At 66.3% G+C, this 23,853-nt stretch carries 24 protein-coding genes; 10 read left to right on the forward strand and 14 right to left on the reverse strand.

The window, feature by feature from the left end:
- Positions 1-65: 65 nt before the first annotated feature.
- Genes AC1ZV1_RS17220 through AC1ZV1_RS17230 form a run of 3 tightly spaced genes read right to left on the reverse strand, consistent with a single transcriptional unit; the run spans position 66 to position 1,902 of the window.
- Positions 66-308: a DUF2790 domain-containing protein gene (locus AC1ZV1_RS17220; protein WP_484292770.1), complete on the reverse strand. Its 243-nt coding sequence runs from the start codon at positions 306-308 to the stop codon at positions 66-68.
- Positions 305-865, reverse strand: a complete 561-nt coding sequence (locus AC1ZV1_RS17225; protein WP_484292771.1) for a cytochrome b — start codon at positions 863-865, stop codon at positions 305-307. Before AC1ZV1_RS17225 ends, AC1ZV1_RS17220 begins: the two co-directional genes overlap by 4 nt.
- On the reverse strand, positions 865-1,902 hold the full coding sequence (locus AC1ZV1_RS17230) for a catalase family peroxidase (protein ID WP_484292772.1): 1,038 nt from the start codon (positions 1,900-1,902) through the stop codon (positions 865-867). The genes AC1ZV1_RS17225 and AC1ZV1_RS17230 overlap by 1 nt, the downstream gene beginning before the upstream one ends.
- 162 nt (positions 1,903-2,064) lie before the next feature.
- Between AC1ZV1_RS17230 and AC1ZV1_RS17235 the strand changes: the two genes are divergently transcribed.
- Both AC1ZV1_RS17235 and AC1ZV1_RS17240 read left to right on the forward strand, forming a co-directional pair.
- The gene (locus AC1ZV1_RS17235) at positions 2,065-2,574 is read left to right on the forward strand and encodes a sigma-70 family RNA polymerase sigma factor (protein WP_484292773.1); all 510 of its coding nucleotides are present in this window, start codon (positions 2,065-2,067) and stop codon (positions 2,572-2,574) included.
- Positions 2,571-3,329: an anti-sigma factor family protein gene (locus AC1ZV1_RS17240; protein ID WP_484292774.1), complete on the forward strand. Its 759-nt coding sequence runs from the start codon at positions 2,571-2,573 to the stop codon at positions 3,327-3,329. The genes AC1ZV1_RS17235 and AC1ZV1_RS17240 overlap by 4 nt, the downstream gene beginning before the upstream one ends.
- A 64-nt stretch (positions 3,330-3,393) precedes the next feature.
- Here the strand turns inward: AC1ZV1_RS17240 and AC1ZV1_RS17245 are convergent, their stop codons facing one another.
- The 3 genes from AC1ZV1_RS17245 to AC1ZV1_RS17255 form a co-directional block, all read right to left on the reverse strand.
- Positions 3,394-5,232, reverse strand: coding sequence for an amidohydrolase (locus tag AC1ZV1_RS17245; protein WP_484292775.1), 1,839 nt, complete (start codon positions 5,230-5,232; stop codon positions 3,394-3,396).
- A 19-nt stretch (positions 5,233-5,251) separates the two neighbouring features.
- The gene (locus tag AC1ZV1_RS17250; protein ID WP_484292776.1) at positions 5,252-5,806 is read right to left on the reverse strand and encodes an antibiotic biosynthesis monooxygenase; all 555 of its coding nucleotides are present in this window, start codon (positions 5,804-5,806) and stop codon (positions 5,252-5,254) included.
- Between the two features lie 72 nt (positions 5,807-5,878).
- Positions 5,879-6,895 carry an alpha/beta hydrolase gene (locus tag AC1ZV1_RS17255; protein ID WP_484292777.1) on the reverse strand — a complete coding sequence of 339 codons (1,017 nt, stop codon included), beginning with the start codon at positions 6,893-6,895 and terminating at the stop codon, positions 5,879-5,881.
- 925 nt (positions 6,896-7,820) lie between these two features.
- On the opposite strand from AC1ZV1_RS17255, the gene AC1ZV1_RS17260 reads away from it, so the two are divergent.
- Both AC1ZV1_RS17260 and AC1ZV1_RS17265 read left to right on the forward strand, forming a co-directional pair.
- A complete protein-coding gene (locus AC1ZV1_RS17260; protein WP_484292778.1) occupies positions 7,821-9,824 on the forward strand; it encodes a peptidase U32 family protein in 2,004 nt (667 codons plus the stop codon).
- Positions 9,825-10,042: 218 nt separating this feature from the next.
- Complete coding sequence (locus AC1ZV1_RS17265) at positions 10,043-10,444, forward strand: hypothetical protein (protein WP_484292779.1); 402 nt, start codon at positions 10,043-10,045, stop codon at positions 10,442-10,444.
- A gap of 19 nt (positions 10,445-10,463) precedes the next feature.
- Here the strand turns inward: AC1ZV1_RS17265 and AC1ZV1_RS17270 are convergent, their stop codons facing one another.
- On the reverse strand, positions 10,464-11,093 hold the full coding sequence (locus tag AC1ZV1_RS17270; RefSeq protein WP_484292780.1) for an FMN-binding negative transcriptional regulator: 630 nt from the start codon (positions 11,091-11,093) through the stop codon (positions 10,464-10,466).
- Positions 11,094-11,398: 305 nt separating this feature from the next.
- Between AC1ZV1_RS17270 and AC1ZV1_RS17275 the strand changes: the two genes are divergently transcribed.
- The 3 genes from AC1ZV1_RS17275 (at position 11,399) to AC1ZV1_RS17285 (ending at position 14,898) form a co-directional block, all read left to right on the forward strand.
- Positions 11,399-12,505, forward strand: a complete 1,107-nt coding sequence (locus tag AC1ZV1_RS17275; RefSeq protein WP_484292781.1) for a GGDEF domain-containing protein — start codon at positions 11,399-11,401, stop codon at positions 12,503-12,505.
- Between the two features lie 108 nt (positions 12,506-12,613).
- Positions 12,614-14,137: a sensor domain-containing diguanylate cyclase gene (locus AC1ZV1_RS17280; RefSeq protein ID WP_484292782.1), complete on the forward strand. Its 1,524-nt coding sequence runs from the start codon at positions 12,614-12,616 to the stop codon at positions 14,135-14,137.
- Positions 14,134-14,898 carry an SIR2 family NAD-dependent protein deacylase gene (locus tag AC1ZV1_RS17285; RefSeq protein WP_484292783.1) on the forward strand — a complete coding sequence of 255 codons (765 nt, stop codon included), beginning with the start codon at positions 14,134-14,136 and terminating at the stop codon, positions 14,896-14,898. The genes AC1ZV1_RS17280 and AC1ZV1_RS17285 overlap by 4 nt, the downstream gene beginning before the upstream one ends.
- Before the next feature lie 162 nt (positions 14,899-15,060).
- Here the strand turns inward: AC1ZV1_RS17285 and AC1ZV1_RS17290 are convergent, their stop codons facing one another.
- The 4 genes from AC1ZV1_RS17290 to AC1ZV1_RS17305 are packed head-to-tail and all read right to left on the reverse strand — an operon-like array spanning position 15,061 to position 19,232.
- On the reverse strand, positions 15,061-16,164 hold the full coding sequence (locus AC1ZV1_RS17290) for an agmatine deiminase family protein (protein ID WP_484292784.1): 1,104 nt from the start codon (positions 16,162-16,164) through the stop codon (positions 15,061-15,063).
- A gap of 10 nt (positions 16,165-16,174) precedes the next feature.
- Positions 16,175-17,272 carry an extracellular solute-binding protein gene (locus tag AC1ZV1_RS17295; protein ID WP_484292785.1) on the reverse strand — a complete coding sequence of 366 codons (1,098 nt, stop codon included), beginning with the start codon at positions 17,270-17,272 and terminating at the stop codon, positions 16,175-16,177.
- 2 nt (positions 17,273-17,274) lie between these two features.
- A complete protein-coding gene (gene aguB / locus AC1ZV1_RS17300) occupies positions 17,275-18,177 on the reverse strand; it encodes an N-carbamoylputrescine amidase (protein ID WP_484292786.1) in 903 nt (300 codons plus the stop codon).
- A complete protein-coding gene (locus tag AC1ZV1_RS17305; protein WP_484292787.1) occupies positions 18,177-19,232 on the reverse strand; it encodes an agmatine deiminase family protein in 1,056 nt (351 codons plus the stop codon). The genes aguB and AC1ZV1_RS17305 overlap by 1 nt, the downstream gene beginning before the upstream one ends.
- Positions 19,233-19,365: 133 nt before the next feature.
- Between AC1ZV1_RS17305 and AC1ZV1_RS17310 the strand changes: the two genes are divergently transcribed.
- Positions 19,366-20,229: a LysR substrate-binding domain-containing protein gene (locus AC1ZV1_RS17310; protein ID WP_484292788.1), complete on the forward strand. Its 864-nt coding sequence runs from the start codon at positions 19,366-19,368 to the stop codon at positions 20,227-20,229.
- 124 nt (positions 20,230-20,353) lie between these two features.
- Here the strand turns inward: AC1ZV1_RS17310 and AC1ZV1_RS17315 are convergent, their stop codons facing one another.
- Complete coding sequence (locus AC1ZV1_RS17315; protein WP_484292789.1) at positions 20,354-20,785, reverse strand: helix-turn-helix domain-containing protein; 432 nt, start codon at positions 20,783-20,785, stop codon at positions 20,354-20,356.
- Between the two features lie 108 nt (positions 20,786-20,893).
- On the opposite strand from AC1ZV1_RS17315, the gene AC1ZV1_RS17320 reads away from it, so the two are divergent.
- Positions 20,894-21,484 carry a flavodoxin family protein gene (locus tag AC1ZV1_RS17320; RefSeq protein ID WP_484292790.1) on the forward strand — a complete coding sequence of 197 codons (591 nt, stop codon included), beginning with the start codon at positions 20,894-20,896 and terminating at the stop codon, positions 21,482-21,484.
- Positions 21,481-21,705, forward strand: coding sequence for a DUF2798 domain-containing protein (locus AC1ZV1_RS17325; RefSeq protein WP_484292791.1), 225 nt, complete (start codon positions 21,481-21,483; stop codon positions 21,703-21,705). Before AC1ZV1_RS17320 ends, AC1ZV1_RS17325 begins: the two co-directional genes overlap by 4 nt.
- A gap of 124 nt (positions 21,706-21,829) precedes the next feature.
- Here the strand turns inward: AC1ZV1_RS17325 and AC1ZV1_RS17330 are convergent, their stop codons facing one another.
- Together AC1ZV1_RS17330 and AC1ZV1_RS17335 are read right to left on the reverse strand one after the other, a co-directional pair.
- Positions 21,830-22,249: a hypothetical protein gene (locus AC1ZV1_RS17330; RefSeq protein ID WP_484292792.1), complete on the reverse strand. Its 420-nt coding sequence runs from the start codon at positions 22,247-22,249 to the stop codon at positions 21,830-21,832.
- 276 nt (positions 22,250-22,525) lie between these two features.
- On the reverse strand, positions 22,526-23,776 hold the full coding sequence (locus tag AC1ZV1_RS17335; RefSeq protein WP_484292793.1) for an OprD family porin: 1,251 nt from the start codon (positions 23,774-23,776) through the stop codon (positions 22,526-22,528).
- Positions 23,777-23,853 lie beyond the last annotated feature (77 nt).

A 23,853-nucleotide genomic window follows, 5' to 3' on the forward strand; every position in this document is an offset into this window, starting at 1 on the left:
AGGTGGGCTAGGCGTGCTGCACCATTCATTACCTGCCGCGCTTCATGCCACTCTTCGCAGCGCTCTCAGTTCTCATTCCCACACCCCTGCCCCCATACTGGATAACGCAACGTATGCCGCTGCCCGGCGCTGTCCTCGTAGATCATCTCCACCGCACGAATCCCGCAGAAGTCCAGGTCCGGCTGTTGCACCACGCGCTGGATGTCGAGTTTCTGGCCGAAATGAGAGTCCTCGGCGGGTGGTGCGTCCTGCACGGCGAAGGCCGCGCAGGGGGTGAACAGGCAAGCCACGGCGAGAAAGCGCTTCATGGCCGTTCTCCACGGGAGGTACCCGGCATGGGCGCGCCGGTCATGCTGGCGAGGACGTCGTCGCGGCGGATGAGCCCGTGGAACAGCGCGGCGGCGAGGTGCAGGAGGATGGTTGCCAGCAGGGCGTAGGCGATGACCGTGTGGGCGCTGCGCAGGAGGGTATGTAGCTCCACCGACGGTGAAACCAGCGCGGGCAGTTCGAAGCCGCCCCAGAGCACGACGGGGTAGCCGCCGGCCGATTGCATGGTCCAGCCCACCAGCGGCTGGGCCAGCAGCAGGCCGTAGAGCGCCAGGTGCGAGAGGTGTGCGGCGCCGCGTTGCCAGCCGGGCATGTCACTGGGCAGCGCGGGGATGCGCTGGGTCAGGCGCACAACGATGCGCAGCAGCACCAGCACCAGCAGCGCAGCGCCCAGGGGTTTGTGGATGGCGACCAGGGCAGCGTGGCGCGGCGAGACGCTGGCGACCATGCCGAGGCCGATCAGCAGCATGGCAAGGACCAGCACGGCCATGAGCCAGTGCAGCACGCGCAAGGACAGCGGGAAGTAGGTCGGTTTCATCAGTGGGTCTCCTGGGCCTGCTCACGGGTGCGGCGGTTGAAGGATTCCGAGTAGGCGGCCGAGCGCGCGCTGAGCAGCGGGTCGTCGGAGGCGCGGATACCGTCGGGGAGGATCAGCGGGTCATAGTTGACGTCGCGGCAGTCGCCGCCGATTTCCGGCTGCAGGCGTTCGATCACCAGCTCACCGGCATCCACGGTGCGGCGGCTGTCGGGCCACGCCTGGGTGGGGTCGACGGTGCTGTCGCCGGGTTCGCCGAGAGTGAACTGCAGGCGCCAGCGCAACGGGCCGGCGGCGATGCGCTGGGTCAGTTCGGCGGCGAGGAAGTCGGCGTCACCGCGCTTTTCGGCGGCCAGTGGTTCTACCGGCGCTTCGGGCTGCACGGACCAGCGCACCGGCTGTTCCTTGCCTTCCTTGTTCACCAGATAGAAGGCGTTGAGGCTGTAGTAGGCGCTATTGGCGTAGCTGGAAGACGGCGTCGAGGACTTGGCCCACTTGAGGAAGGCCTGGGTCTCGGGGTGCGACTTGAAGAAGGCACCGGCCTTTTCCGGGTCGGGCTTGCCGGTGCCCGGCTGCGGCGCGGTGGCCTGCTGCAGCGCGTAGAAGCTGGCGACGTCGCGGACGACGAAGACCGGCATGGCGTTCATGCCGGTGCGCCATTCCTGGCCGTCGGCCGGCTGGAAGCGCAGGGCCAGACTGCGGATCGGTGCGGCGCCATCGCTGGCCTTGGGGTTGCCGCCGGGTATGGCCAGGCGCCCCACTACCGGCACGCGGCCGACCGAGAACAGGCTGGCGCGGGACAGATTGGCTGCGCCGCCGTTGCTGTCGAAGTGGCCGATCACGCACAGGCCCTTGGCGTGGTTGCGCCGGTAGCCGGGGTAGACGCCGCTGTTGTGCTCCAGGGTGTTGATCACACCGGCCGGTGTGAGCCGCTGCGGGTCCAGCCAGCCGGCAACATAGGCAAAGACGGCGGCCACGCCGAGCACCACGGCGCCGATGGCGGCCAGGCGCAGCGGCACGTTGGGTGGGGTTTCTGTCATTTCCAGCTCCTCAGGCTTAGGCTGAATGCGTTGAGCCGGTACGACGCACCGTGCGACGGGTTATTCCTGCCCACCGCGAGAAATTTATTTTTTCGCCTGGAGGGAATAGATCGCCGCGACATTCGTCTTTCACGCTTGAACCCACCCATTCCTGGCGCCCCGATGCACTCACTGGACGACCATTCACTGCGCGAACTGCTCCCCCGGCTGCGGCGCTTCGCCCTGTCGCTGACCCGCAGCGCGAGCAGCGCCGACGACCTGGTCCAGGCCACCCTGGAGAAGGCGCTGTCGGCCTGGACCGGCCGCCGCGACGACGGCGACCTGCGCGCCTGGCTGTTCTCGATCCTCTACCGGCACTTCATCGACGGGCAGCGCCGGGCGAAACGCTACGCGCGCCTGCTCAGCCTGTTCGGCGCGGACAGCCCGGTGAGCGCGTCGCCGGAAGACATCGTCAGCGCACGCTCGACACTGGAGGCCTTCGAGCGTCTGCCCGCCGAGCAACGCGCGCTGCTGACGCTGGTCAGCGTCGAGGGTCTGAGCTACCGCGAGGTGGCCGAGGCGCTGGATATTCCCATGGGCACCGTCATGTCCCGCCTGTCGCGCGCCCGCACGGCGCTGCGCGCGCTGAGCGAAGGACAGGCGGCGACTCCTTCTTTGCGGGTACTGAAATGAACGAACGCATCCCCGACGGCACTCCCCAGGAACAGGATCTGCACGCCTACCTCGACGACCAGTTGGAGCCGGCGCGCCGCCAGTGGGTGGAAGCCTGGCTCGCCGCGCATCCGGACGACGCCCGCCGCATGGAGGGCTGGCGGCAGGATGCGCAGCAGTTGCGCGCGGCGTTTGCCGGGCAGGTACGAGGGGCGATTCCGGAGCAACTCGATCCGGCACGGATTCGTCGACAGATCCGGCAACAGCGGCGCTCCCGGCTGGCCACGGCGGCGGCCCTGCTGATTGCGCTGGGCGTCGGCGGGATGGGCGGCTGGCAGATGCGCGGCGACGCGATGATGCGGGGCATGCTGCCGATGCAGGACGCGGTGCAGGCCTATCGGCTGTTTGCCGATGCCAGCCAGAACGGTCTGGACCTGCGCGACGGCGGTGACTTGCACGGCTGGCTGGCGCGTTACCTGAAAGACGCTCCACCGCCACCGGCGCTGGAGCAGGTGGGATTGAAGACGGTCGGCGCCCGACTGCTGGCGACCGAGCAAGGAGCGGCGGCACTGGTGATCTACGAGGATGGCCAGGGTCGACGGTTGACCTTCTTCATCCGCCCACCGGGCCCGCGCCACGAGATGTTGCCGCAAGGGCAACGCACCGATGGCGACCTGCTGGCGCGCTACTGGAGCCGAGGTGGCTACAACTACGCGCTGGTGAGCCGAAGCGACGACCCACAGGCGCAGGCCGTGGGGCAGTTGGTGGGCTTCTAGCACGGACGTTGTCCGCGGTTCGCGGACATGGCCCGCTCCTACAGGGAGCGGGCCATGGGTCAGGTCAGAAGGCGAAGCAGGAACAGCCGAAAGCACCCCAGAAGCCCTGGAAGTCACTCACCGGCACGCTCGACTGACGGGCGCGCTCGTGGCTGTGGCCGTGCACGCCGCAGGAACCGACGCAATGGTGCACGGCATTCTGCAGCGGTGCTTGCGGTCGCCAGTGGCCGGGGACCTTGGCCACTGGCGACCAGTCCGGCAATACCGGAATCGCCGTCGGCGCCTGGCGCTCGAAGTCGCCGCTGCCAAACACCACGCGGCCGTCCACCACGGTCAGCACCGACTCGATGGCCTTGATCTCTTCCTCCGGCACATTGAAATAATCCGCCGACAGCACGGCGACGTCGGCCATCTGCCCGACCTTGATCATTCCTTTCTTGCCCTGTTCGTTGGAGAACCAGGCGCTGCCATGGGTGTACAGCTCCAGCGCGGTGGCACGGGACAGGCCTTCGGGGTACAGCTCCAGTCCGCCGACGGTCTTGCCGCTGGCCATCCAGTACAGCGAGGTCCAGGGGTTGTAGCTGGAGACGCGGGTGGCGTCGGTGCCAGCGCCCACGGGCACGCCCTCGGCCAGCATGCGCTTGATCGGCGGGGTCGCCTCGGCGGCCTGCTTGCCGTAGCGGTCCACGAAGTACTCCCCCTGGAAGGCCATGCGGTCCTGGATGGCGATGCCGCCGCCCAGCGCCCTCACCCGCTCGATGTTCTTCGGCGAGATGGTTTCGCAGTGGTCGAAGAACCAGTGCAGGCCGTTGAACGGAATGTCCAGGTTGACCTTCTCGAATACATCGAGCATCCGCGAGATGGACTCGTCATAGGTCGCGTGCAGACGGAACGGCCAACGCTGCTCGACCAGGTGGCGCACCACCGGTTCCAGCTCGGCCTCCATGCTGCCGGGCAGGTCCGGGCGTGGCTCGAGGAAATCCTCGAAGTCGGCCGCGGAGAACACCAGCATCTCGCCCGCACCGTTGTGCCGCAGGAAGTCGCTGCCCTGGCCGTACTTGACGCTACTGGTCCAGTTCTTGAAGTCGGCCAGTTCTTCCTTGGGTTTCTGGGTGAACAGGTTGTAGGCGATGCGCACGGTCAGCTGGTTGTCTTTCTCCAACTGCTCGATCACCTGGTAATCGTCCGGGTAGTTCTGGAAGCCGCCGCCGGCATCGATGGCGCTGGTCACGCCCAGGCGGTTCAGTTCACGCATGAACTGGCGGGTGGAATTGACCTGGTACTCGAACGGCAGCTTCGGCCCTTTCGCCAGAGTCGCATAGAGGATCATCGCGTTGGGCCGTGCCACCAGCATGCCAGTGGGTTCGCCGTTGCTGTCGCGGACGATCTCGCCACCGGGCGGGTTCGGGGTGTCCTTGGTGTAGCCGACGACGCGCAGTGCGGCTCGGTTGAGCAGCGCGCGGTCATACAGGTGCAGGACGAACACCGGTGTGTCCGGCGCCGCCTGGTTCAGCTCCTCAATAGTCGGCATGCGCTTTTCGGCGAACTGGAATTCGTTCCAGCCACCGACCACGCGCACCCATTGCGGCGACGGTGTGCGCAGTGCCTGCTCCTTGAGTAGGCGCAGGGCGTCGGCCAGGGACGGCACACCCTCCCAGCGCAGTTCGAGGTTGTAGTTCAGCCCGCCGCGGATCAGGTGCAGGTGCGAGTCGTTGAGACCGGGGATCGCGGTGCGCCCCTTGAGGTCGATGACGCGGGTGGCGCCGGCGCGGAAGGCCATGGCCTCCGCCTCGGTGCCCACGGCGATGAACTTGCCATCGGCGATCGCCACGGCGGTGGCCTCGGGTTTCTCGCGGTCGACGGTATGGAAGCGGCCGTTGGTCAGGATCAGGTCGGCGTACATGGCGTTTTTCCTCTTTCGGTCAGCGGGCGTTGAGCCAGGCGGAGAACAGGCGCGTGGCCCGTGGCATGAAAACGTAGACCACCAGCAGGACGATGGTCGCGACGATGAGCATGTTGGCCGGCACGAAACCGCCCAGCAGCGGGACTTGGGTGAACAGCGGGCGCCAGAGCTGCGGCACCAGCATGACCAGCGGCAGGATCACCAGGTAGGAGATGGCCGCCTGTTTCCAGCGCGGCGGCTGCTTCTGGGGAGTGTCCGGGGTGGTGAACCAGAACTCGTGGGCGGTGTGCAGCTCCTTCTGCTCGACGTCGAGCAGGTGCGGGTTGGCGCGCTCGATCAGCGCGTGGCGCTGCGGCGAGTCGAGCCAGGCCTGCAGTTCATTGGCGGTGGCGAAGCGCAGGACCGAGGTGAAATGATCACCCTGGCGCATCACATCCACGCCCAGGTGGCCAGGGAACTCGCTGGCGGCCCGGGTCAGTTCGCGCAGGATGGCTTCGTAGGCGGCGACGCTGTCGGGGCGAGCGCGATGACGGATGATCAGGGTGACGGATTCTTGCTGGACGTGTTGGTTCATGCGGGTTCTCTCCAGGAAAGAGGCCTCCGGAAACGTGGCCTCCCTCGCCCTGCGGCGAGGGAGGGGCGCGGCTTACTTGAGGTGAACCTTCAGCTCTTCACCGGCCTGACGCATGGCGGCCTGTACCGCCGGCACCTGGCTGACCACGTTGAGCAGGCCATAGTCGTGGATCATTCCGTTGTAGCGCACGGAGGTGACAGGCACACCGGCGGCGTCGAGTTTGCGACCGTAGGCTTCGCCTTCGTCACGCAGCACGTCGGATTCGGCAGTCTGGATCAGGGTCGGCGGAAGGCCCTTGAGCTGGTCGGTGGTGGCGCGCAGCGGCGAGGCATAGATGTCGGCACGCTGTTTCGGGTCGGTGGTGTAGCTGTCCCAGAACCACTGCATCATCGGCTTGGTAAGGAAGTGCCCCTGGGCGAACTGGTTGTACGAGCCGGTTTCGAAGCTGGCGTCGGTCACCGGCCACAGCAGGGCCTGGAAGCGCAGCTTGGGCGTGCCCTTGTCCTTCGCCATCAGGGCGACCACCGCGGCCATGTTGCCGCCGACGCTGTTACCGGCCACGGCCAGACGCTTGCCGTCGACGTTGAGCTCCTTGCCGTGTTCGGCGACCCACTTCGTCGCGGCATAGGCCTGGTTGATCGCCACCGGATAATGCGCCTCGGGGGACGGGGTGTAGTCAACGTAGACAGCGACCGCGCCGGAGTTCACCACCAGGTCGTGGATCAGTCGGGCGTGGGTCGGGTAGTCACCCAGCACCCAGCCGCCGCCGTGGAAGAACATGAACACCGGCAGCGTGCCCTTCACGCCGGCCGGGCGGACGATGGTCAGCTTCACCGGGCCGACGTCGGTCTGCACGGTCTTCTCGCTGACCTGGGTGCCGGAGAGGTCGACCTCCACCGACGCCTGGGCGCCGGTCAGGACGGCACGGGCGTCTTTTGGCGAGAGCGACTCCAGCGGCTGGCCCTTGCCGGCTTCCAGCGCGTCGAGAAAAGCCTGGGTGTTGTGTTCGACGGTGGGGTTGCCAGCGGCGAAGGCGTTGCCGATGGCCAGTGCGAGGGACGCGGCGAGCAGGGATTGCTTGGCATTCATGATTCGGTTCCTTGAAAGTGGGGGAGGTATTCCGAAAGGACGAACGAATCTTGATTCATGCCCGCAAAGCGCGGAATAGACAGGGTTGCAGGGTCGCTTTGCAGTTTTGCAAGGGCCTCGGCAGTGGCGTTGCAGAGCTGCCGGGGTGGGGTCGCGCGGCGCAGGAGCGCCCCACGGGCGCGATGGCGGACGAAGTCCGCTGCTACAAGGGGAGTACGGTGTCAGGCGGTTCGCGAGCAAGCACTAGGCGTCCCCTTCGCTCCTACGAAGAGCCCGACATACGCGCCGGCCTCTGGCTCTCCCAGAAGACTTCCAGAGAAATACCCGCACGCACCGAACGCCCCGTTCAGGAGGCCGAGTGGAATCGGAGTTCCAGGGGTTGAGCGGCATGGATGCCGCGAGAGCCGCGATAGGCCAGGGATGGCCCGTCGCGGCGTGCCCCTGGAACTGCGAGGGAGCGAGGGCATTTTTCGCCCTAAGCGAAAAACCGAATGTCCGGGGCAAGACCTTTGGTTACTTTCTGGCGTTTGAGAAAGTGACTCGCCCGAGGGGGCGAAACAGGAAGTCCGCGCGCACGCCGAAGCGGCGCATAAACACCTTAACCGACGCAGCAGCCCTGAAGATCGCCGCGAAAGCCACCGCCGGCCCTGCCGACGGTTCGCGGGCATGGCCCGTTCCTGCACGAACCGCAACCAACCTGCAGGAGCGTGCCATATATGCGATGGCGGACGAAGTCCGCTGCTACAAGGGGGCGTTCAGTGTCGAGCGGTTCGCGAGCAAGCTCGCTCCTGCAGTCGAGCAGAGCTGGCTGGCGACCGGGGGTTACGCCGCCCGGCACGCCACGGGTGCCGACGCGGCGTTTGGCCGGTACAATGCGCGATTGCCCGTTCCGCACCTGATAAGCACGCCTGACGAAGAAGAAACCATGTCCTTGCCCAAACACCATCTGGAACTGCTCAGCCCTGCCCGCGATGTGTCCATCGCCCGCGAGGCCATCCTGCATGGCGCCGACGCCGTCTACATCGGCGGTCCGAGCTTCGGCGCGCGGCACAATGCCTGCAACGAGGTGAGCGATATCGCCCAGCTGGTGGAGTTTGCCCACCGCTACCACGCGCGGGTGTTCACCACGATCAACACCATCCTCCACGACAACGAGCTGGAGCCGGCGCGCGCGCTGATCCACCAGCTCTACGACGCCGGCGTGGATGCGCTGATCGTACAGGACCTGGGCATCATGGAACTGGACATCCCGCCGATCGAGCTGCATGCCAGTACACAGACCGACATCCGCACCCTGGAGCGGGCGAAGTTCCTCGATCAGGCCGGTTTCTCCCAGCTGGTGCTGGCCCGCGAGCTGAATCTCAAGGAAATCCGTGCGATCGCTGACGAGACCGATGCCGCCATCGAATTCTTCATCCACGGCGCGCTGTGCGTGGCCTTCTCCGGCCAATGCAACATCTCCCACGCCCAGACCGGCCGCAGCGCCAACCGCGGCGACTGCTCCCAGGCCTGCCGCCTGCCCTACACCCTGAAGGATGACCAGGGCCGCGTGGTGGCGTTCGAGAAGCACCTGCTGTCGATGAAGGACAACAACCAGAGCGCGAACCTGAGCGCCCTGGTCGACGCCGGCGTGCGTTCCTTCAAGATCGAAGGGCGCTACAAGGACATGGGCTATGTGAAGAACATCACGGCCTATTACCGCCAGCGCCTGGACGGCATTCTCGCCGAGCGCCCGGACCTGGCCCGCGCCTCCAGCGGCCGCACCGACCATTTCTTCGTGCCGGACCCGGACAAGACCTTCCACCGCGGCAGTACCGACTACTTCGTCAGCGACCGCAAGATCGACATCGGCGCCTTCGACTCGCCAACCTTCACCGGCCTGCCGGTGGGCACTGTCGAGAAAGTCGGCAAGCGCGATCTGCTGGTGGTCACCAAGGACCCGCTGTCCAACGGCGATGGTCTCAATGTACTGGTGAAGCGCGAGGTGGTGGGCTTCCGCGCCAACATCGCCGAGCCGAAAGGTGAGTTCGAGGAAGACGGCGAGAAGCGCTACCGCTACCGTGTCGAGCCCAACGAGATGCCCGAAGGCCTCTACCGCCTGCGTCCGCACCATCCGCTGTCGCGCAACCTTGACCACAACTGGCAGCAGGCGCTGCAGAAGACGTCCGCCGAGCGCCGTGTCGGCCTGTCCTGGGTCGCCAGGCTGCGTGAAGAGCGCCTGGAGCTGACCGCCACCAGCGAGGAAGGCGTCTCCGCCAGCGTCGCCCTGGACGGCCCGTTCGGCGCTGCCAACAAGCCGGAACAGGCCCTGGACCAGTTGCACGACCTGCTCGGCCAGCTGGGCACCACCCAGTACCACGCCGACCAGATCGAGCTGGACGCGCCGCAGGCGTTCTTCATCCCCAACTCGCAGCTCAAGTCGCTGCGCCGCGAGGCCATCGAGGCACTCACCGAAGCCCGTGTGCAGGCCCATCCCCGCGGCGGGCGCAAGGCCGAGACCAGCCCGCCACCGGTGTACCCGGAGTCGCACCTGTCCTTCCTGTACAACGTGTACAACGAGAAGGCCCGCGCGTTCTACCACCGCCATGGTGTGCAACTGATCGACGCGGCCTACGAGGCCCACGAGGAAACAGGCGAAGTGCCGGTGATGATCACCAAGCACTGCCTGCGCTTCTCCTTCAACCTGTGCCCGAAACAGGCCAAGGGCGTCACCGGCGTGCGCACCAAGGTGCAGCCGATGCAACTGATCCACGGCGACGAAGTGCTGACCCTGAAGTTCGACTGCAAACCGTGCGAGATGCACGTGATCGGCAAGATCAAGGGCCACATCCTCGGCCTGCCGCAGCCGGGCAGCGAAGGCGTGAACACCATCGTCGGGCAGATCAGCCCGGAAGATCTGCTCAAGACCATTCGCAAGCCGGCGCATTGAGGCCCCGCGAGGGCGCCTTGCCGGCGTGCTCTGTCAACTCCCTCTCCCTTCAGGGAGAGGGGACAGTTGGGCAGAACATCCGGCCATGCATTCAGCCGGCAGGCGTTAAAGCAAGGCCTGCGTCAGAGCCGCCGGGAAACTCGTTCGCGAGCAAGCTCGCTCCTACGAAGAGCAAGAACCCCCTGCGCAATTCCCCGATCCCCCGCTATGATCGGGACATGACCGCCACTCCCCCGCTCCGCCAGCAATGCCCGCCCGGCGCCTGCAACTGCGACCGGGAGCGCCTGCTGGAAACCCCCAACGCCGACCTGCGCATCCTGCTGCTCACCCGGCACGAGGAGCAGCGCCTGCTGGAGCGGCTGGAGAACCTCAAGGACCTGGCCGACCTGCAGCGCATGCAGCACAAGCTCTACGAGCAGCTTGGCATCCGCCTGCACATCGCCCCCGGCTTCAACGAGGTGCGCACGATGCGCGGTATCGAGTTCAACTTCGATGAGCAGCCCGGCCTCTGCCGCAAGACCCGCCAGGCAATTCCCGCCGCAATCCGCCGGGGCCTGGAGAGGAACCCTGAAATCGCCTGGCGCCTGCTCGACGCCCACGACCTGCTCGGCGGGCTCTAGGCCTGCGGCGCGCCTGACATCAACCCTGCCCGTCTTTGGACGTGACCATCGCGCCGGCCAACGCCTTGCTCCCGCGCCTGGCCAATTCGCCGGCGGCTCCCAGGCGGTCGCGGTCGTCCTTGTTCTGGCTGAGCTTCGACTTGCCAATTATTTCGGCGATCTCCACCTCGATGCCGACGATGTTGGCCAGCATGCCGCTGATGAACTCCGGCGTGGAGTCACTCATCTTCCACGGTTTGTCCTCGCCAGCCTCGTGGGTGCGGGTCAACCGGCCCACGACGCCACGCACGAAGCGCTCGTTATCCATCACCGTCAGGCGACCGCGCACGTGCACGACCTGGTAGTTCCAGGTCGGCACCTGGCGGTGCACCTCATGCTTGCTCGGGTACCAGTTGGGCGAGACATAGGCGTGCTCGCCACGGAAGATCACCAGCACGTCCTCGCCGTCAGCCTCCCGCCACACCGGGTTGTTGCGGGCGACGTGAGCACGCAACAGCGGCTTCTCGCCGGACAGATCCAGCTCGAACGGCAAGTGGTTGGCATCGAGCAGGCCGTCATGTCCGGTGACCAGGATGCCCAGGGGATGCTCGCGGATGAGCCGGTGCAGCTCGTCCGGGCGGGTTTCTTCGAAATGCGCGGGTACGTACATGAAAAGCCTCGACAGCAGGTGATGGCGGTCATCATGCCGCCGTATTGGCACCCTATAAAGATCCATTACCAGCCACAGTGAAAGAGCCAATCTCCAGCAACCGAAGATTGGGTGCCACGCCTGCATCGCCCCGCTGGACGGCGATGGTGCCGCCACCCTACTCTAGCCCTTGGCCAGCATTCGCCCCGGATGGCAGACACAGGCTCCCACTTTCGATGACCGCACCCGAGTTCCCCGCCGCTCCTCCCCCGCAGCACTATCAGGGGAGATTTCCTCCGCGCCTGCAGGATGCTTACAAGGCGTACGTGCTCCAGCATTACCGGCGCTTCCTGCTGGCGATCAACTTCATCGCCATGGCCGCCTACGATTCCTACGTACTGGCCGACGCACTACTGATCCCGGACATGGCGAAGGAATCGCTGTTCCTGCGCACCAGCCTGAGCCTGATCGGGCTTATCAATATCTTCCTGGTCTTCCGCTTCAGTCGCAGCGTGCTGGTGATGGACATGCTGATGCCCGTGCACGACATCATCTCCACCATCGCCTGGTTCGAACTGCTCAAGCTCAGCACCTCGCCGGACGTGCCCTTCTTCCTCTACGCCTCGGTGGTCTTCGTCCTGCTGGGCAACCTTGGCGTGCGCTACTCCTTCAAGGGCATCGCGCTGGTCTCGGCCATCATCTCGGCGATCATTCTCTACAATGTCTGGCTGATCCATGGCGGTGCAGCCAAGCCACTGTTGATCTTCACCCTGGTCTACCTGCCCATCGCGCTGTTCAGCCTGTTCATCAGCTGGACCAACATCAAGGGCGTGCGCCAGGCCTTCCTCGCCGACCTTGAGGAACGCCGCCAACGCTCGGAGCTGGCCGCGCTCAACCTGCGCCTGCAGGAGCTGGCTGCCACCGATGGCCTTACCAGCGTGGGCAACCGCCGCTCGCTGGACCTGCAGCTCAACGAGAGCTGGCACGGCATGCGCGCACACGGCCGGCCGTTCGCCCTGCTGATGGCCGACATCGACTACTTCAAGCCCTACAACGACCACTATGGGCACCAGGCCGGCGACCGCTGCCTGTGCCAGGTCGCCGAGAGCCTGGTCGGCACCCTTCGCGGTGGGCGCGCCAACGTCTATCGTTATGGCGGCGAGGAGTTCGCTATCCTGCTGGAGGCCACCAGCGCCGAAGAGTTGCGCTGCGTCGCCGAAAGGCTGCGCGAGCAGGTGGCCAGCCTGGGCATCGAACACGTCTACCGGCCCGACAGCCTGCGCCACCTGACCATCAGTCTCGGCGCGGCCATGGCCAATGAAAGCGGCCTGCGGGAACCGCGCGAACTGCTCGCCCGTTGCGACCAGCACCTGTACGTCGCCAAGCAGAACGGTCGCAACCGTGTGCAACTCAGCGAGAGACAGGGCGTCTGACGAACGACACGTAACCCGGCGCTCGCGGCCTGCGTCTCCCTGCACGTGCACCGGGCGACACCCACTGCGCGTGGCACCCGCCACAGGGACCGATCCAACGAGGCCAGAGTGAAACGCGATATCCGCCTTGCCATCCTCCTGCTGTCGATCATCAGCCTCACCGTAGCCGGCGCCACGGCCTGGGAGCTGTGGACAGCGCGCGAGCGCACACTGGCGGAAACCACCACGCACAACCTCAACCTCACCCAGGCCCTGGACACCTACGTCGAAGGGATCGTCACCCAGAGCTCGATGCTCCTGCTCGACCTCGCCGAGCGCCTTGAGCATGAGGGACGCGACGCGCCCCAGTTGCGACGCCTCAACGAACTGGTGCAGCGCCAGCAACACCTGCTCGTTCAGCTCAACGGGGTCGGCATCTACGACGCCCAGGGCAACTGGCTGATGACCTCCACCGGCCCCTTCCCGCCCGGCTCCAACAGCGCGGACCGCTCGTACTTCATCCACCATCGTGACAACCCCTCGCTGGAGGCGTACATCGACGGGCCGATCCACAGCCGCTCCACGGGTGTGTGGGTGATCACTGTCAGCCGCCGCTACAACGATGCCCAGGGCAACTTCGCTGGCGTGATCGTCGCCGCCCTGGGCGTGCAGGACTTTCTCAGCCTGTTCGGCAAGATCGACATCGGCAGGAGCGGCGCCATTGGCGTGGCCACCAGCAACGGCCAGGTGCTGGTGCGCTATCCCTTCCGCGAGAGCGACATGGGCCGCGTGCTCTCGCGCTCGCCGATCTTCACCCAGTACCTGGATGAAGCCACAGTCGGCAGCGCGACCTTCGCGTCGTCGCTGGATGGCGTCGAACGCATCTACGCCTTCCGCAAGAACGAGCGCTACCCGTTGGTGACCTCGGTTGCCCTGGGCAAGGACGAAGCTCTGGCCGCCTGGCGCGCCGACGCCCTGCGCACGGTGGCCATCGCCTTCGGCCTGCTGATGGTCATCGTGGTGATCGGCAGCCTGCTGATCCTCGCCATCCAGCGCCGTATCGGCACCGAGCGCCTGCTGCGCGATGCCCGCGAGGATCTGCTCAAGGCCAACCGCCAACTGGAGGTACTCGCCTCCCGCGACCCACTCACAGGCCTGGATAATCGCCGCAGCTTCGACGATCACCTGATCTCCGAACTGCGCCGCGCCCATCGTGACCGAACACCGCTGGGACTGCTGCTGATCGACGTGGACCACTTCAAGCGCTTCAACGACACCTACGGCCACCCGGCCGGTGACGACTGCCTGCGACGCATCGGCCGCGTCCTCGCCGACAGTGTGCGCCGCCCCGGCGACCTCGCCGCGCGCTACGGCGGCGAGGAACTGGCGGTGATCCTGCCCAACACCAGCATCGACGGCGCCCAGGCTGTGGCCGAGCAGTTCATGCAGCGCCTGCAGCGAGCCAACCTCACCCACGCCGGCAGCCCGCAGGGAAGGATCACCGCAAGCATCGGTATCGCCACCCTGCCCGGCGGCAGCGACTGCAGCCCACAGGCCCTCATCGAGGCCGCCGACCGCGCGCTGTACCGGGCCAAGGCCGCCGGGCGCAATCGCCTGGAAAGCGCACCGACGCCACAGGAAGCCCCGAAGTGACTCTCGATTCCGCGCTCCTCGATGCGCTGCGTAGTGCCCGTCACGTCGTACTCTTCACTGGCGCAGGGGTTTCCGCGGAAAGCGGCATCCCCACCTTCCGCGACCGCCTTACCGGACTGTGGGAGCGTTTCGACGCGGCCTCCCTCGCCACTGCCGAGGCTTTTCGCGCCGACCCGGCGCTGGTCTGGGGCTGGTACGAGTGGCGGCGCAGCGTCGTCCATCGCGCACGGCCCAATCCCGCGCACCTGGCCATCGCGGCGCTGGCCGGCAACGTGCCGGCGTTCACGCTGATCACCCAGAACGTCGACGACCTCCACGAGCGCGCCGGCAGCCATGCCGTCACCCACCTGCACGGCCAACTGGAACGCCCGCGCTGCTTCACCTGCCAGCGCGAACCGGATGCGCCGCTGCCCATACCGGATGAACCCGAGGCCGGCCGCCGCGTGCAACCGCCCGCCTGCAGCCATTGCGGCGGCCCACTGCGCCCTGGCGTGGTGTGGTTCGGCGAAAGCCTGCCGATGGACGCCATCGCCCACGCCTTCCGGGCCGCCGAACAGTGCGACCTGCTGATCTCCGTGGGGACTTCCGGCGTGGTCTACCCGGCGGCGGAAGTCCCGCAGGTCGCCCGGCGCGCCGGAGCGACCATCCTGCACATCAACCCTGCTCCTGGCCCGCTGCACGGCGAGCGGGACTTCGCCCTTGCCAGTGCAGCCGGCATTGCCCTTCCCGCGCTGATCGCCGCGGCGTTCCCGGCGCCATGAACGGCGGATAGCGCTTGGGCGTTGTACGCCCTGCGTTGGTATCCCGTGGTGCTCCCGGCGATGGCATCCTTGCGGGATGCGAGCTTGCTCGCGAACCCGCCCAGCTCCGCGCCGCCGGAACATCCTGTTCGCGAGCACGCTCGCTCCTACGAAGAGCCTCAGCTACACCGCCGGCATCTGCAGCGTCACGCAGTGAATGCCACCCCCGCCCGCTGCAATCGGGTCGATGTTCAACTGCACGATCTCCCGGTCCGGATACAACTCGCTGAGCAGCGCATGGCAATGCTCATCGGCCGCTGGATCGCCAAAGCGCGGCGCGATGACCCCGTCATTCACCGGCAGGTAATTGATGTAACCGGCAGCGAAATCCGGGTTGTCGCGGTTGTACGCGCTCGGCTTGGGCTTCATCGGTGGCGGCAGCAAGTGCAGTTTCAGCGGTCGCCCGTCGGCGTCAGTGGCGTGCCTGAGAATTTCCAGGTGCCGACGCGTGACGCCGTAGTCGTAGGAACGCTCGTCGTTGTCCAGGTTGACCACCACCACGCCCGGCTCGACGAAACGCGCATAGAAGTCCACGTGCGCATCGGTGATGTCCTTGCCGCGAATGCCCGGCAGCCAGATCACCTTGCGCAGCCCCAGGATGCGCTTGAGCTCCGCCTCGATGTGCGGGCGCGTCCAGCCCGGGTTGCGGTTGTCGTTGAGCCAGCAGCTCTCGGTGAAGATTGCCGTGCCGTGGCCGTCCACCTCGATGCCGCCGCCCTCTCCGCACAGCTCGCTGACGATGGCTTTCGCTTCCAGGTCCTCGGCCAGCGCCGCCGACACTGCGCGGTCGTGCTCGGCGTGCTGCTTGCCGCCCCAGCCGTTGAAGTTGAAGTCGGCCAGCGCCAGGCCGCCCGGCGCATCGTTGACCAGGAAGCAGCCGCCATAATCGCGTACCCAGATGTCATCCACCGGCACCGGCAGGAAGTCGACGTTCTGGCCGCCGCACGCGCGTTTGGCTTCGTGCTGCTGCTCCGGCCGGCAGAGCACCGTCACCGGCTGGAATTCGGCAATGGCACGGGCCAGCCGCGCCACCGTGGCGTTGACGTCCGGGGCACTGTCTTCCCAGATGTCAGCGCTCGCCGCATAGGCAACGAACACCCGCTCCTGCCGACGGTGTTCGTCGGGCATGTACCAGGACTTCGCCGCAAGGGCAACGCGGCCCAGGCCCAGCCCGAGGCCCGTCGCCAGCGTCATGCCGGCGCCGAGCAGGTTCCTGCGTGTCATCATCCTCGTCTCCTCAACCACCGGTGCCGGTCTTGAAGCTGGTCCAGGTGCGCATCCGCGAACGCATGTCGCGCTGCGGGATGTCCTTGCCGGGGAACAGCCGCGCGTAGGCCTTCTCATCAAGATAGATGTCCGGGTTGTCGCGCATGCTCGCCTCGACCATCGGCCGCGCCTTGGCGTTGGACGTCGGGTAGCCGGTGGCGTTGCTGATGGCCGCCATGACATCCGGGCGCATCAGGTAGTTGATCAGCGCGTAGGCGTACTCGGGATGCGGCGCGTCGGCGGGGATGGCCATGGTGTCCATCCATACCGACGTGCCTTCGCGCGGCACGCGGTACTCGAAGCGCTCGGGCTTCTTCGCCTCGTCGGCGGCGCGTTGCGACTGGATCACGTCGCCGCTGTAGCCCAGCGACAGGCACAGATCGCCATTGACCAGTTGGGTCACGGGCTGCGACTGGAACTTGCGGATGTACGGGCGGATGCCGTTGAGCACCGCCAGCGCCTCGGCCAAATCCTGCGGTTTACCGCTGCGCGGGTCGCGGCCTAGGTAGTTGAGCACCACGGCCAGTACTTCGTCCGGCGAATCGATCATCGAGATGCCGCAGTCGGCAAAACGCTGGGCCAGCTCGGGCTTGAACATCAGGTCGAGGCTGTTCACCGGGGCGCCGGGCATGCGCTGATCGATCTTCGCCTGGTTGTAGGTCAGGCCGATGCTGCCCCAGGTGTAGGGCACCACGGCGTGACGCGAGTACGGGTATTTGGTCTGCAGGTCGCGCAGGCCTGGCTCGATATCGTCCAGGTGCTCCAGCTTGCTGTCGTCGAGCTTCTGCAAGGCGCCGGCGCGCATCAGCCGCTCGGCAACGGTATCACCGGGGAAGATCAGGTCGTAGCCGCTGTGCCCGGCCATCATCTTGGCCTCCAGCGTCTCGCTGCTGTCCATCACGTCGTAGATGACGCGGATGCCGGTCTCCCTGGTGAAATTCGCCAGGGTATCGGGAGCGAAGTAGTCCGCCCAGTTGAACAGGCGCAGGACCTTTTCCTCAGCCGAGGCCGGTTGCAGGGTGCACGCCAGGGACAATCCCAGCGCGCCGATCAGCAGGTACTTGTGCATGGTCAGACTCCTTGCCAGCGCGGGTGCAGGTGGCGGCCGTCGAGGCCGAGCAGCGGGCCGTACATGTCCGGACGGCGGTCGCGGTAGACGCCCCAGGTCAGGCGCTCTTCGCGGGCCAGGTGCAAGTCGAGCTCCTGCACCAGCACGGCGGCCTCGTTGCGCCCGGCTTCGGCCAGCAGCGCGCCCTTGTGATCGGTGATGAACGACGAGCCGTAGAAACGCATGCGCAGTGCGTCATCGCTGGGCGCCACTTCCTCGCCGATACGGTTGGCCGCCAGCACCGGCAACAGGTTGGCGGCGGCGTGGCCGCGTTGCGCGGTCTGCCAGTGGTCACGGGAGTCCAGCAGCTCGGCGCCCGGCTCGGAGCCGATGGCGGTGGGGAACAGCAGCATCTCCGCGCCCTGCAACGCCAGGCAGCGGGCGGTCTCGGGGAACCACTGGTCCCAGCAGATGCCCACGCCGAGGCGGCCGACAGCGGTGTCCCAGACGCGGAAGCCGGTATCGCCGGGGCTGAAGTATTCCTTCTCCTGGTAGCCGATGGCGTTGGGGATGTGCGTCTTGCGGTATACCCCGAGCAGGCGGCCGTCGGCGTCGGCCACGGTCAGCGAATTGAAGTAGGCGTTGCCGGCGCGCTCGAACCAGCTGATCGGCAGCACCACGTTCAGCTCCGCCGCCAGCCGGGCGAAGCGCTGCAGCAGCGGGCTGTCGTCATACGGCTGGGCCAGGGCGAGGTGGATGTGGTCCTGCTCGATGCAGAAGTACGGCGTGGCGAACAGTTCGGGCAGGAGGATCAGCTTCGCTCCTGCGGCCGCCGCCGCGCGCACATGGCGCTCGGCTTCGGCGAGGTTGCGCGGCAGGTCCCAGTTGCAGGAGAACTGCACGACCGCGACAGTCAGCTTGCCCATCACAGGCCTCCCAGCGGCCAGGCCGGCTGCTGCTGGGTGATGCAATGCACGCCACCACCGCCATGGGCCAGGTTGTTGATGCGCACCGGCACCACTTCGCGGCCAGGGAAGGCGCGGGCCAGCACGGCGGCAGCCTCGTCGTCGGCGGCAATACCGTAGGCCGGCATGATCACCGCGCCATTGGCGAGGTAGAAGTTGGTGTAGGACGCGCAGAAAACGTCCGCCTCCGGGTCCACCGCCGCGCTGGCTTCGAACAATTCGATCAGCTCGAAGGAGCGGCCCTTCGCATCGGTTGCCAGTTCCAGCGCGCGACGGTTCTCGCGCGCCACTTCGGCGTAGGTGCTGGACGCGTCATGGGTCGCATCCACCAGCAACACGCCGGGGCGCGCAAAGGCGCACACGCCGTCGACGTGGCCATCGGTCATGTCGCCGGTGACGTACTGCGGATCGCCCGGCAGCCAGATGGTCTTGGTCACGCCCAGCAGGCGGCTGAAGATCTCCTCCATCTCGCGCTTGCTGACGCCAGGGTTGCGGTTGGGATTGAGCAGCACCGATTCGGTGGTGATCAGCGTGCCCTCGCCGTCCACGTGGATCGCCCCACCTTCGTTGGACAGCGGCGTGCCGAAGCAGTCGAGCCCGAGGTGGTTGAGGATGCGTCGGCCCAGGCCTTCGTCCAGGGTGTGCTCGGACTTGCCACCCCAGGCGTTGAAACGCCAGCTCACGCCAGCCACGCCGCGCTGCGGATGACAGACGAAGGTCGGCCCGGAATCGCGGCACCAGCTGTCATCGATGGGCAGCGGCACCAGTTCGACGTTGGCCCCGCACAGTTCGGCGGCGCGGGCCAGGGCGGACGGGTCCACTACCAGCTTCACCGGCTCGAAGCGGGCGACGGCGTTGGCGACGCGGGCAAAGTCTTCCTGCACCTGCTCCAGGGTCACGCGCCAGCCGCCCTCCCAGAGCGGACGGTTGTGCGGGAATGCCATCCAGGTCGCCGCGTGGTTGACCCATTCGGCAGGCATACGCCAGCCGTTCTGCCTATCGTCATTGCGATGCATATTCGAACCTTCGGTAAGGAATTTTTATCGGAGGAAAAGGGTGAAGCGGCGCCTGACAACCATGCTAGGCCTGTAAAAACGCAACAACAAACGATAGATTTTGCGCAAATCTGATTAGGCGAACTTATCGATCATGCTCAAACACTGGCCTCCCCTGAACGCCCTGCGCGGCTTCGAAGCCGCCGCGCGACTGGGCAGCTTCCACAAGGCTGCCGAGGAGTTGCACCTCACCCAGTCGGCCATCAGCCAGCAGATCCGCAGCCTGGAAAGCTTCGTCGAGCAACCGCTGTTCTATCGCTCCGGACGCAAGGTGGCGCTGACCGATGCCGGCGCCGACCTGCTCAGCACCACGCAGTCCATGCTGCAGCAACTGGCCGTGGGCATCCGCCGCCTGGACCAGTACCGCAAGCCCAACCAGCTGGTGGTGAACACCACCCCGGCCTTTGCGCGCCACTGGCTGGTGCCGCGCCTGGGCGACTTCCACGCCCGCCACCCGCAGATCGACCTCTGGCTGCTGACCACCGACGAAACCCCGGACATGGCGACCCAGACCATCGATATCGCCGTGCGCGACGACCTCACCGCGCAGGCCGAGTGCCGCTTCCGCGTACTGCTCGAGGATCGCCTCTACCCCGCCTGCCACCCTTCACAGCTGGCGCAGCCGAAACCTGCGCGCACCACCCTGCACGGCGAACGGGAAATGGACTGGGCGCACTGGCAACTTCAAGGCGGCGCCGACGTCGGCCAGCGCAGCGAGGGGCTGAACTTCTCCGATCCCGGCCTGCTGCTGGACGCCGCCAGCCAGGGGCTGGGCATCGCTCTGGTGAGCCAGCTGCTGGCCGGGGACGCGCGCAGCAATGACCTGCTGACGCCGCTCAGCGAGCAGACCGTGCGCGGGCCCAACTGGTCGCTGCTGGTGCACCAGCAGAGCGAGCGCAATGCACAGGCGGTGGGGTTTTGTGAATGGCTGGAGACAGCGCTGGGGCTTCCCCTGTAGGACGGGCGGGGCCGCCTGGCTCATGCCCCCGAACCTTCGGCAAGGCCGGCGTCTGGCTGTGGTCGTGGGCCTGAACCAGACATCCGTTCGCCGTTGCAAAGCATCCTGCCAACCGCTCCTCCCCTCAGCCCTTGCCCTTCCTCAACCTCCCCCGCTCCTTCTTTCCCTCCAGCGCACTCTCTGCCGCCGCCCTCACCAATCCCTGGAACGTCGGGCATTCGGCATGGCTGGGCGCCGGGCACGCCGCTGCATGGCGCAGCCCACGGCTCATTGCCCGCAGTCGCCGGATCGTGGCATCCAGCTCGTCCGCCTTGGCTGCCAGCATCTGCCGGTCGATGCTCATCCCGCCGTCGACGGAAAACATAGAGCGGATTTCCTCCAGGCTGAACCCGGCCGACTGCCCCAGACTGATGAGCGCCAGCTGGTCGAGAATCTGCGCTGCGAACTGGCGGCGAGCGCCGGGCCTGGCGAGCGAGACGATCAGCCCCTTTTCCTCGTAGAAACGCAGGGTCGATGCCGGCACGCCTGAACGCCTGGCCACGTCAGCGATATCCATGGAGCACCTCTTGACTTCAAGTTCGCTTGAACTTGTAGGTTCACGCCAAAGCCCGTCGAGGTCAATTCGCACGTGGCTTTCCCCTTGTGTACAACCTGCGGAGACACCATGAAAACCATCGCCATCGTCTACCACAGCGCCAGCGGCCGTACCGAGCGCATCGCCCAGACCATCGCCAGCGGAGCCCGCCAGGTGCCTGGGTGCGAGGTGCGCCTGCTCAACGCGCAGGAATTGATCGAGCAGCCGCAAGCGCTGCTCGCCTACCACGGCCTGATCTTCGGCTCGCCCACCTACCTGGGCGGCGTCTCGGCGCCGCTGAAAGCCCTGATGGACGCCACCGGGCCTTTGTGGCGCCAGCAGAAGTTGCGCGGCCGCCTTGCCGCCGGCTTTACCGTCTCGGCGCTGCCGGCGGGAGACAAGCAGTCCACGCTGATTTCGCTGTTCACCTTCTGCATGCAGCACGGCATGCTCTGGGCCGGCAATCCGATCCTTCCCGAGCAGCACCTGGGCGTGCCCCTCGAGGACGCCGCCAACCGCCTCGGCTCCTGGTCCGGGCTGATGGCCCAGGCCGACAAGACCGCCGCGGACTTCTGTCCCGGCGACCTGAAGACCGCGCGGATGTTCGGCCAGCACATCGCCGAAACCCTCGGCAGCCTGCACCAGCCACAGGTCGAGCACGCGCAGGAGGCCCACGCATGATCGCCCGCCGCTACGGCCCACTGCTGTTTGCGCTGATCCTGTCCTGCGTGATGACTCTGCTGGTCTCCGGGCTCTCCACCTGGCGTGCCGTCGGCCTGGCCCCGGCATTCACTCAGCTCTGGCTGGGCGCGTGGATCACCAGCTGGAGCGTCGCCTTCCCGCTGGTGCTGGTCATCGCCCCCTTGACGCGCCGCCTCGTGGAAACGCTGATCCGCGCGTAGGAGCGAACTCCGTCCGCGATGGCGTCAAACCAAAGCGAAATCCCAGGGGACCTCATGGGTTCCAGCCATCCTACGAGGAGATCATGGCGAACCGGGCGCCACTTCTGTGGCTGCCCGGTCAGCGCTACTCGCGCATACCGTCCGCCAGGCGGCAGAAGCCTTCACGCACCACGCCGTCGGTGGTGTACATGCCACCTGCGGTGGTGAAGATGTAGCTGACCTTGCTGCCCTTCCCGGCCTCCTCCACCACGATGCTCATCGGCGCCGTGCGGCTGCTCAGGATGACGCCCTGGTGGGCGGAGATGATGCCGCGCTCGTCGTCTGCGCTATCGATGGAGAAGCCTTCCTTGAGCAGCGATTTCTGCGCGTTGTGGAAGGCCTTATCGGGAGCCAGGTGGTCGAATACGACGCTGGAGTTGTAGGTCTTGCCGGCAATGAAACCACCCGAGGTGCTGAAGTTGTCTTCGCACTGATTGCCGGTATTACGGTGCGCACAGCCCTGCAACAGGGCGGCAGCGAGCAGAATCATCGTGACTCGTCGCATCATCGTTCCTTGATCTCGTGGGGCCGCCATCCTTGCGGGTCTGCAGCGGCGAAAAGGCTTTATAAGCCGAGGGCACAGGCCCTGACCAGACTTTTCCTCGGCCAGTGAGACAGCCAGCACGTCGGAAATATCCCTTCACTCGCTCAAGCGCGGGATTTCACGCCGTTCGTCCCGGAGGATCGCCCGGGTGTATTCCGGGCCGGCACGCGCCGAGCCCGGATACCCGTGAAGCGAAGCCTCTCCGGTCACTGCGGACCGGGAGGCTTCTGGCTGCACTTACCAGATCGGCAAGGTGTAGCTGACGATGAAGCGGGTTTCGTCCATGTCGTTGCCGAAGCTGCTGCGGAAGGTGCTGTTGCGCAGCTTGACGCCGACGTTCTTCAGCGGGCCGCTCTGCACCACGTAGCCGACGTCGGTGTCGCGCTCCCACTCCTTGCCGTTGCCCTGTCCGTTCAGCAGGTCGATGTTGTCACCGCGCAGGTAGCGGGTCATCAGGCTCAGACCGGGCAGCCCGTAGGAGGCGAAGTTGAAGTCGTAGCGCAGCTGCCAGGAGCGCTCGTCCTTGTTGGCGAAGTCGCCGATCTGCACGTAGTTGACCAGGTACGGGTCGGTGCCGGACAGGTAGGCGAAGCCGGTGTCGCCGGACATGCGCTGCAGGCCCAGGCCGAACGCCTGGTTGCCCAGCTTGTAGGTGAACATGGCGTTGAGCGCGCGGTTGTCGACGTTGCTGCCGCCGTCGTCGGTGGAGCGTGCCCAGCGGATGTCGGACTTCAGCGATTGGCCCTCGGCGATCGGCAGCGTGTGCACCAGGCTCACGTAGTGCTGGCGATAGAGGTCTTCGAGGTTGGCGTAGTGGTAACTGGTGCTGAGCTGGTCGCTCCAGCGGTAGGTGCCACCAGCGAGGTTGAAGCGGTCGCTGGTGAGGTGGCTGCCGGCCACGATGTTGCGCTTGTTGCCGCGGGTCATCGACAGGTCTTCGTCATTGGACGAATCACGCTGCTTCACCTCGCGCAGCTGGCCGATCTGCAGGTCGAGATCGTCGAGCTCCTTCGACTCCACCAGCGCGCCCTGGAAGGTCTGCGGCAGCAGGCGGGTGTCGTTGTACTGCACCACCGGCAACTTGGGCAGCAGCGTGCCGACCTTCAAAGTGCTCTTGGAGACGCGCAGCTTGGCGGTCAGGCCGAGGTCGCTGTAGTCATCGGCAGCGCGCTTGTCGCTGGCGGAATACGGCAGCAGGCCGGAGCCTGAACGGTCCGGGCTGGAGTCCAGCTTCAGGCCCAGCAGGCCGAGCGCATCGACGCCGACACCCACGGTGCCATCGGTGTAGCCGGACTCGTAGCGCAGCAGGAAGCCTTGCGCCCATTCCTCGGATTTCGACTGTGCAGCACCACTCTGGCGGTAGTCGCGGTTGAAGTAGAAGTTACGCGTTTCGATGCTGGCCTTGCTGTCGGCCAGGAAGTCGGCGTGGACGAACGGGGGCAGCAACGCCAGTCCGGAGACCAGCACAGGGAGTCGACGAGTATGCATTGTTCTTGTTTCTTTCTACTGAGGTGTTGGCAAAACGCCGGGCCGGTGTTGGCTGGCCCGGCAAGGGGATGGGCTGA

Source organism: Pseudomonas sp. BB438, assembly GCF_057180225.1.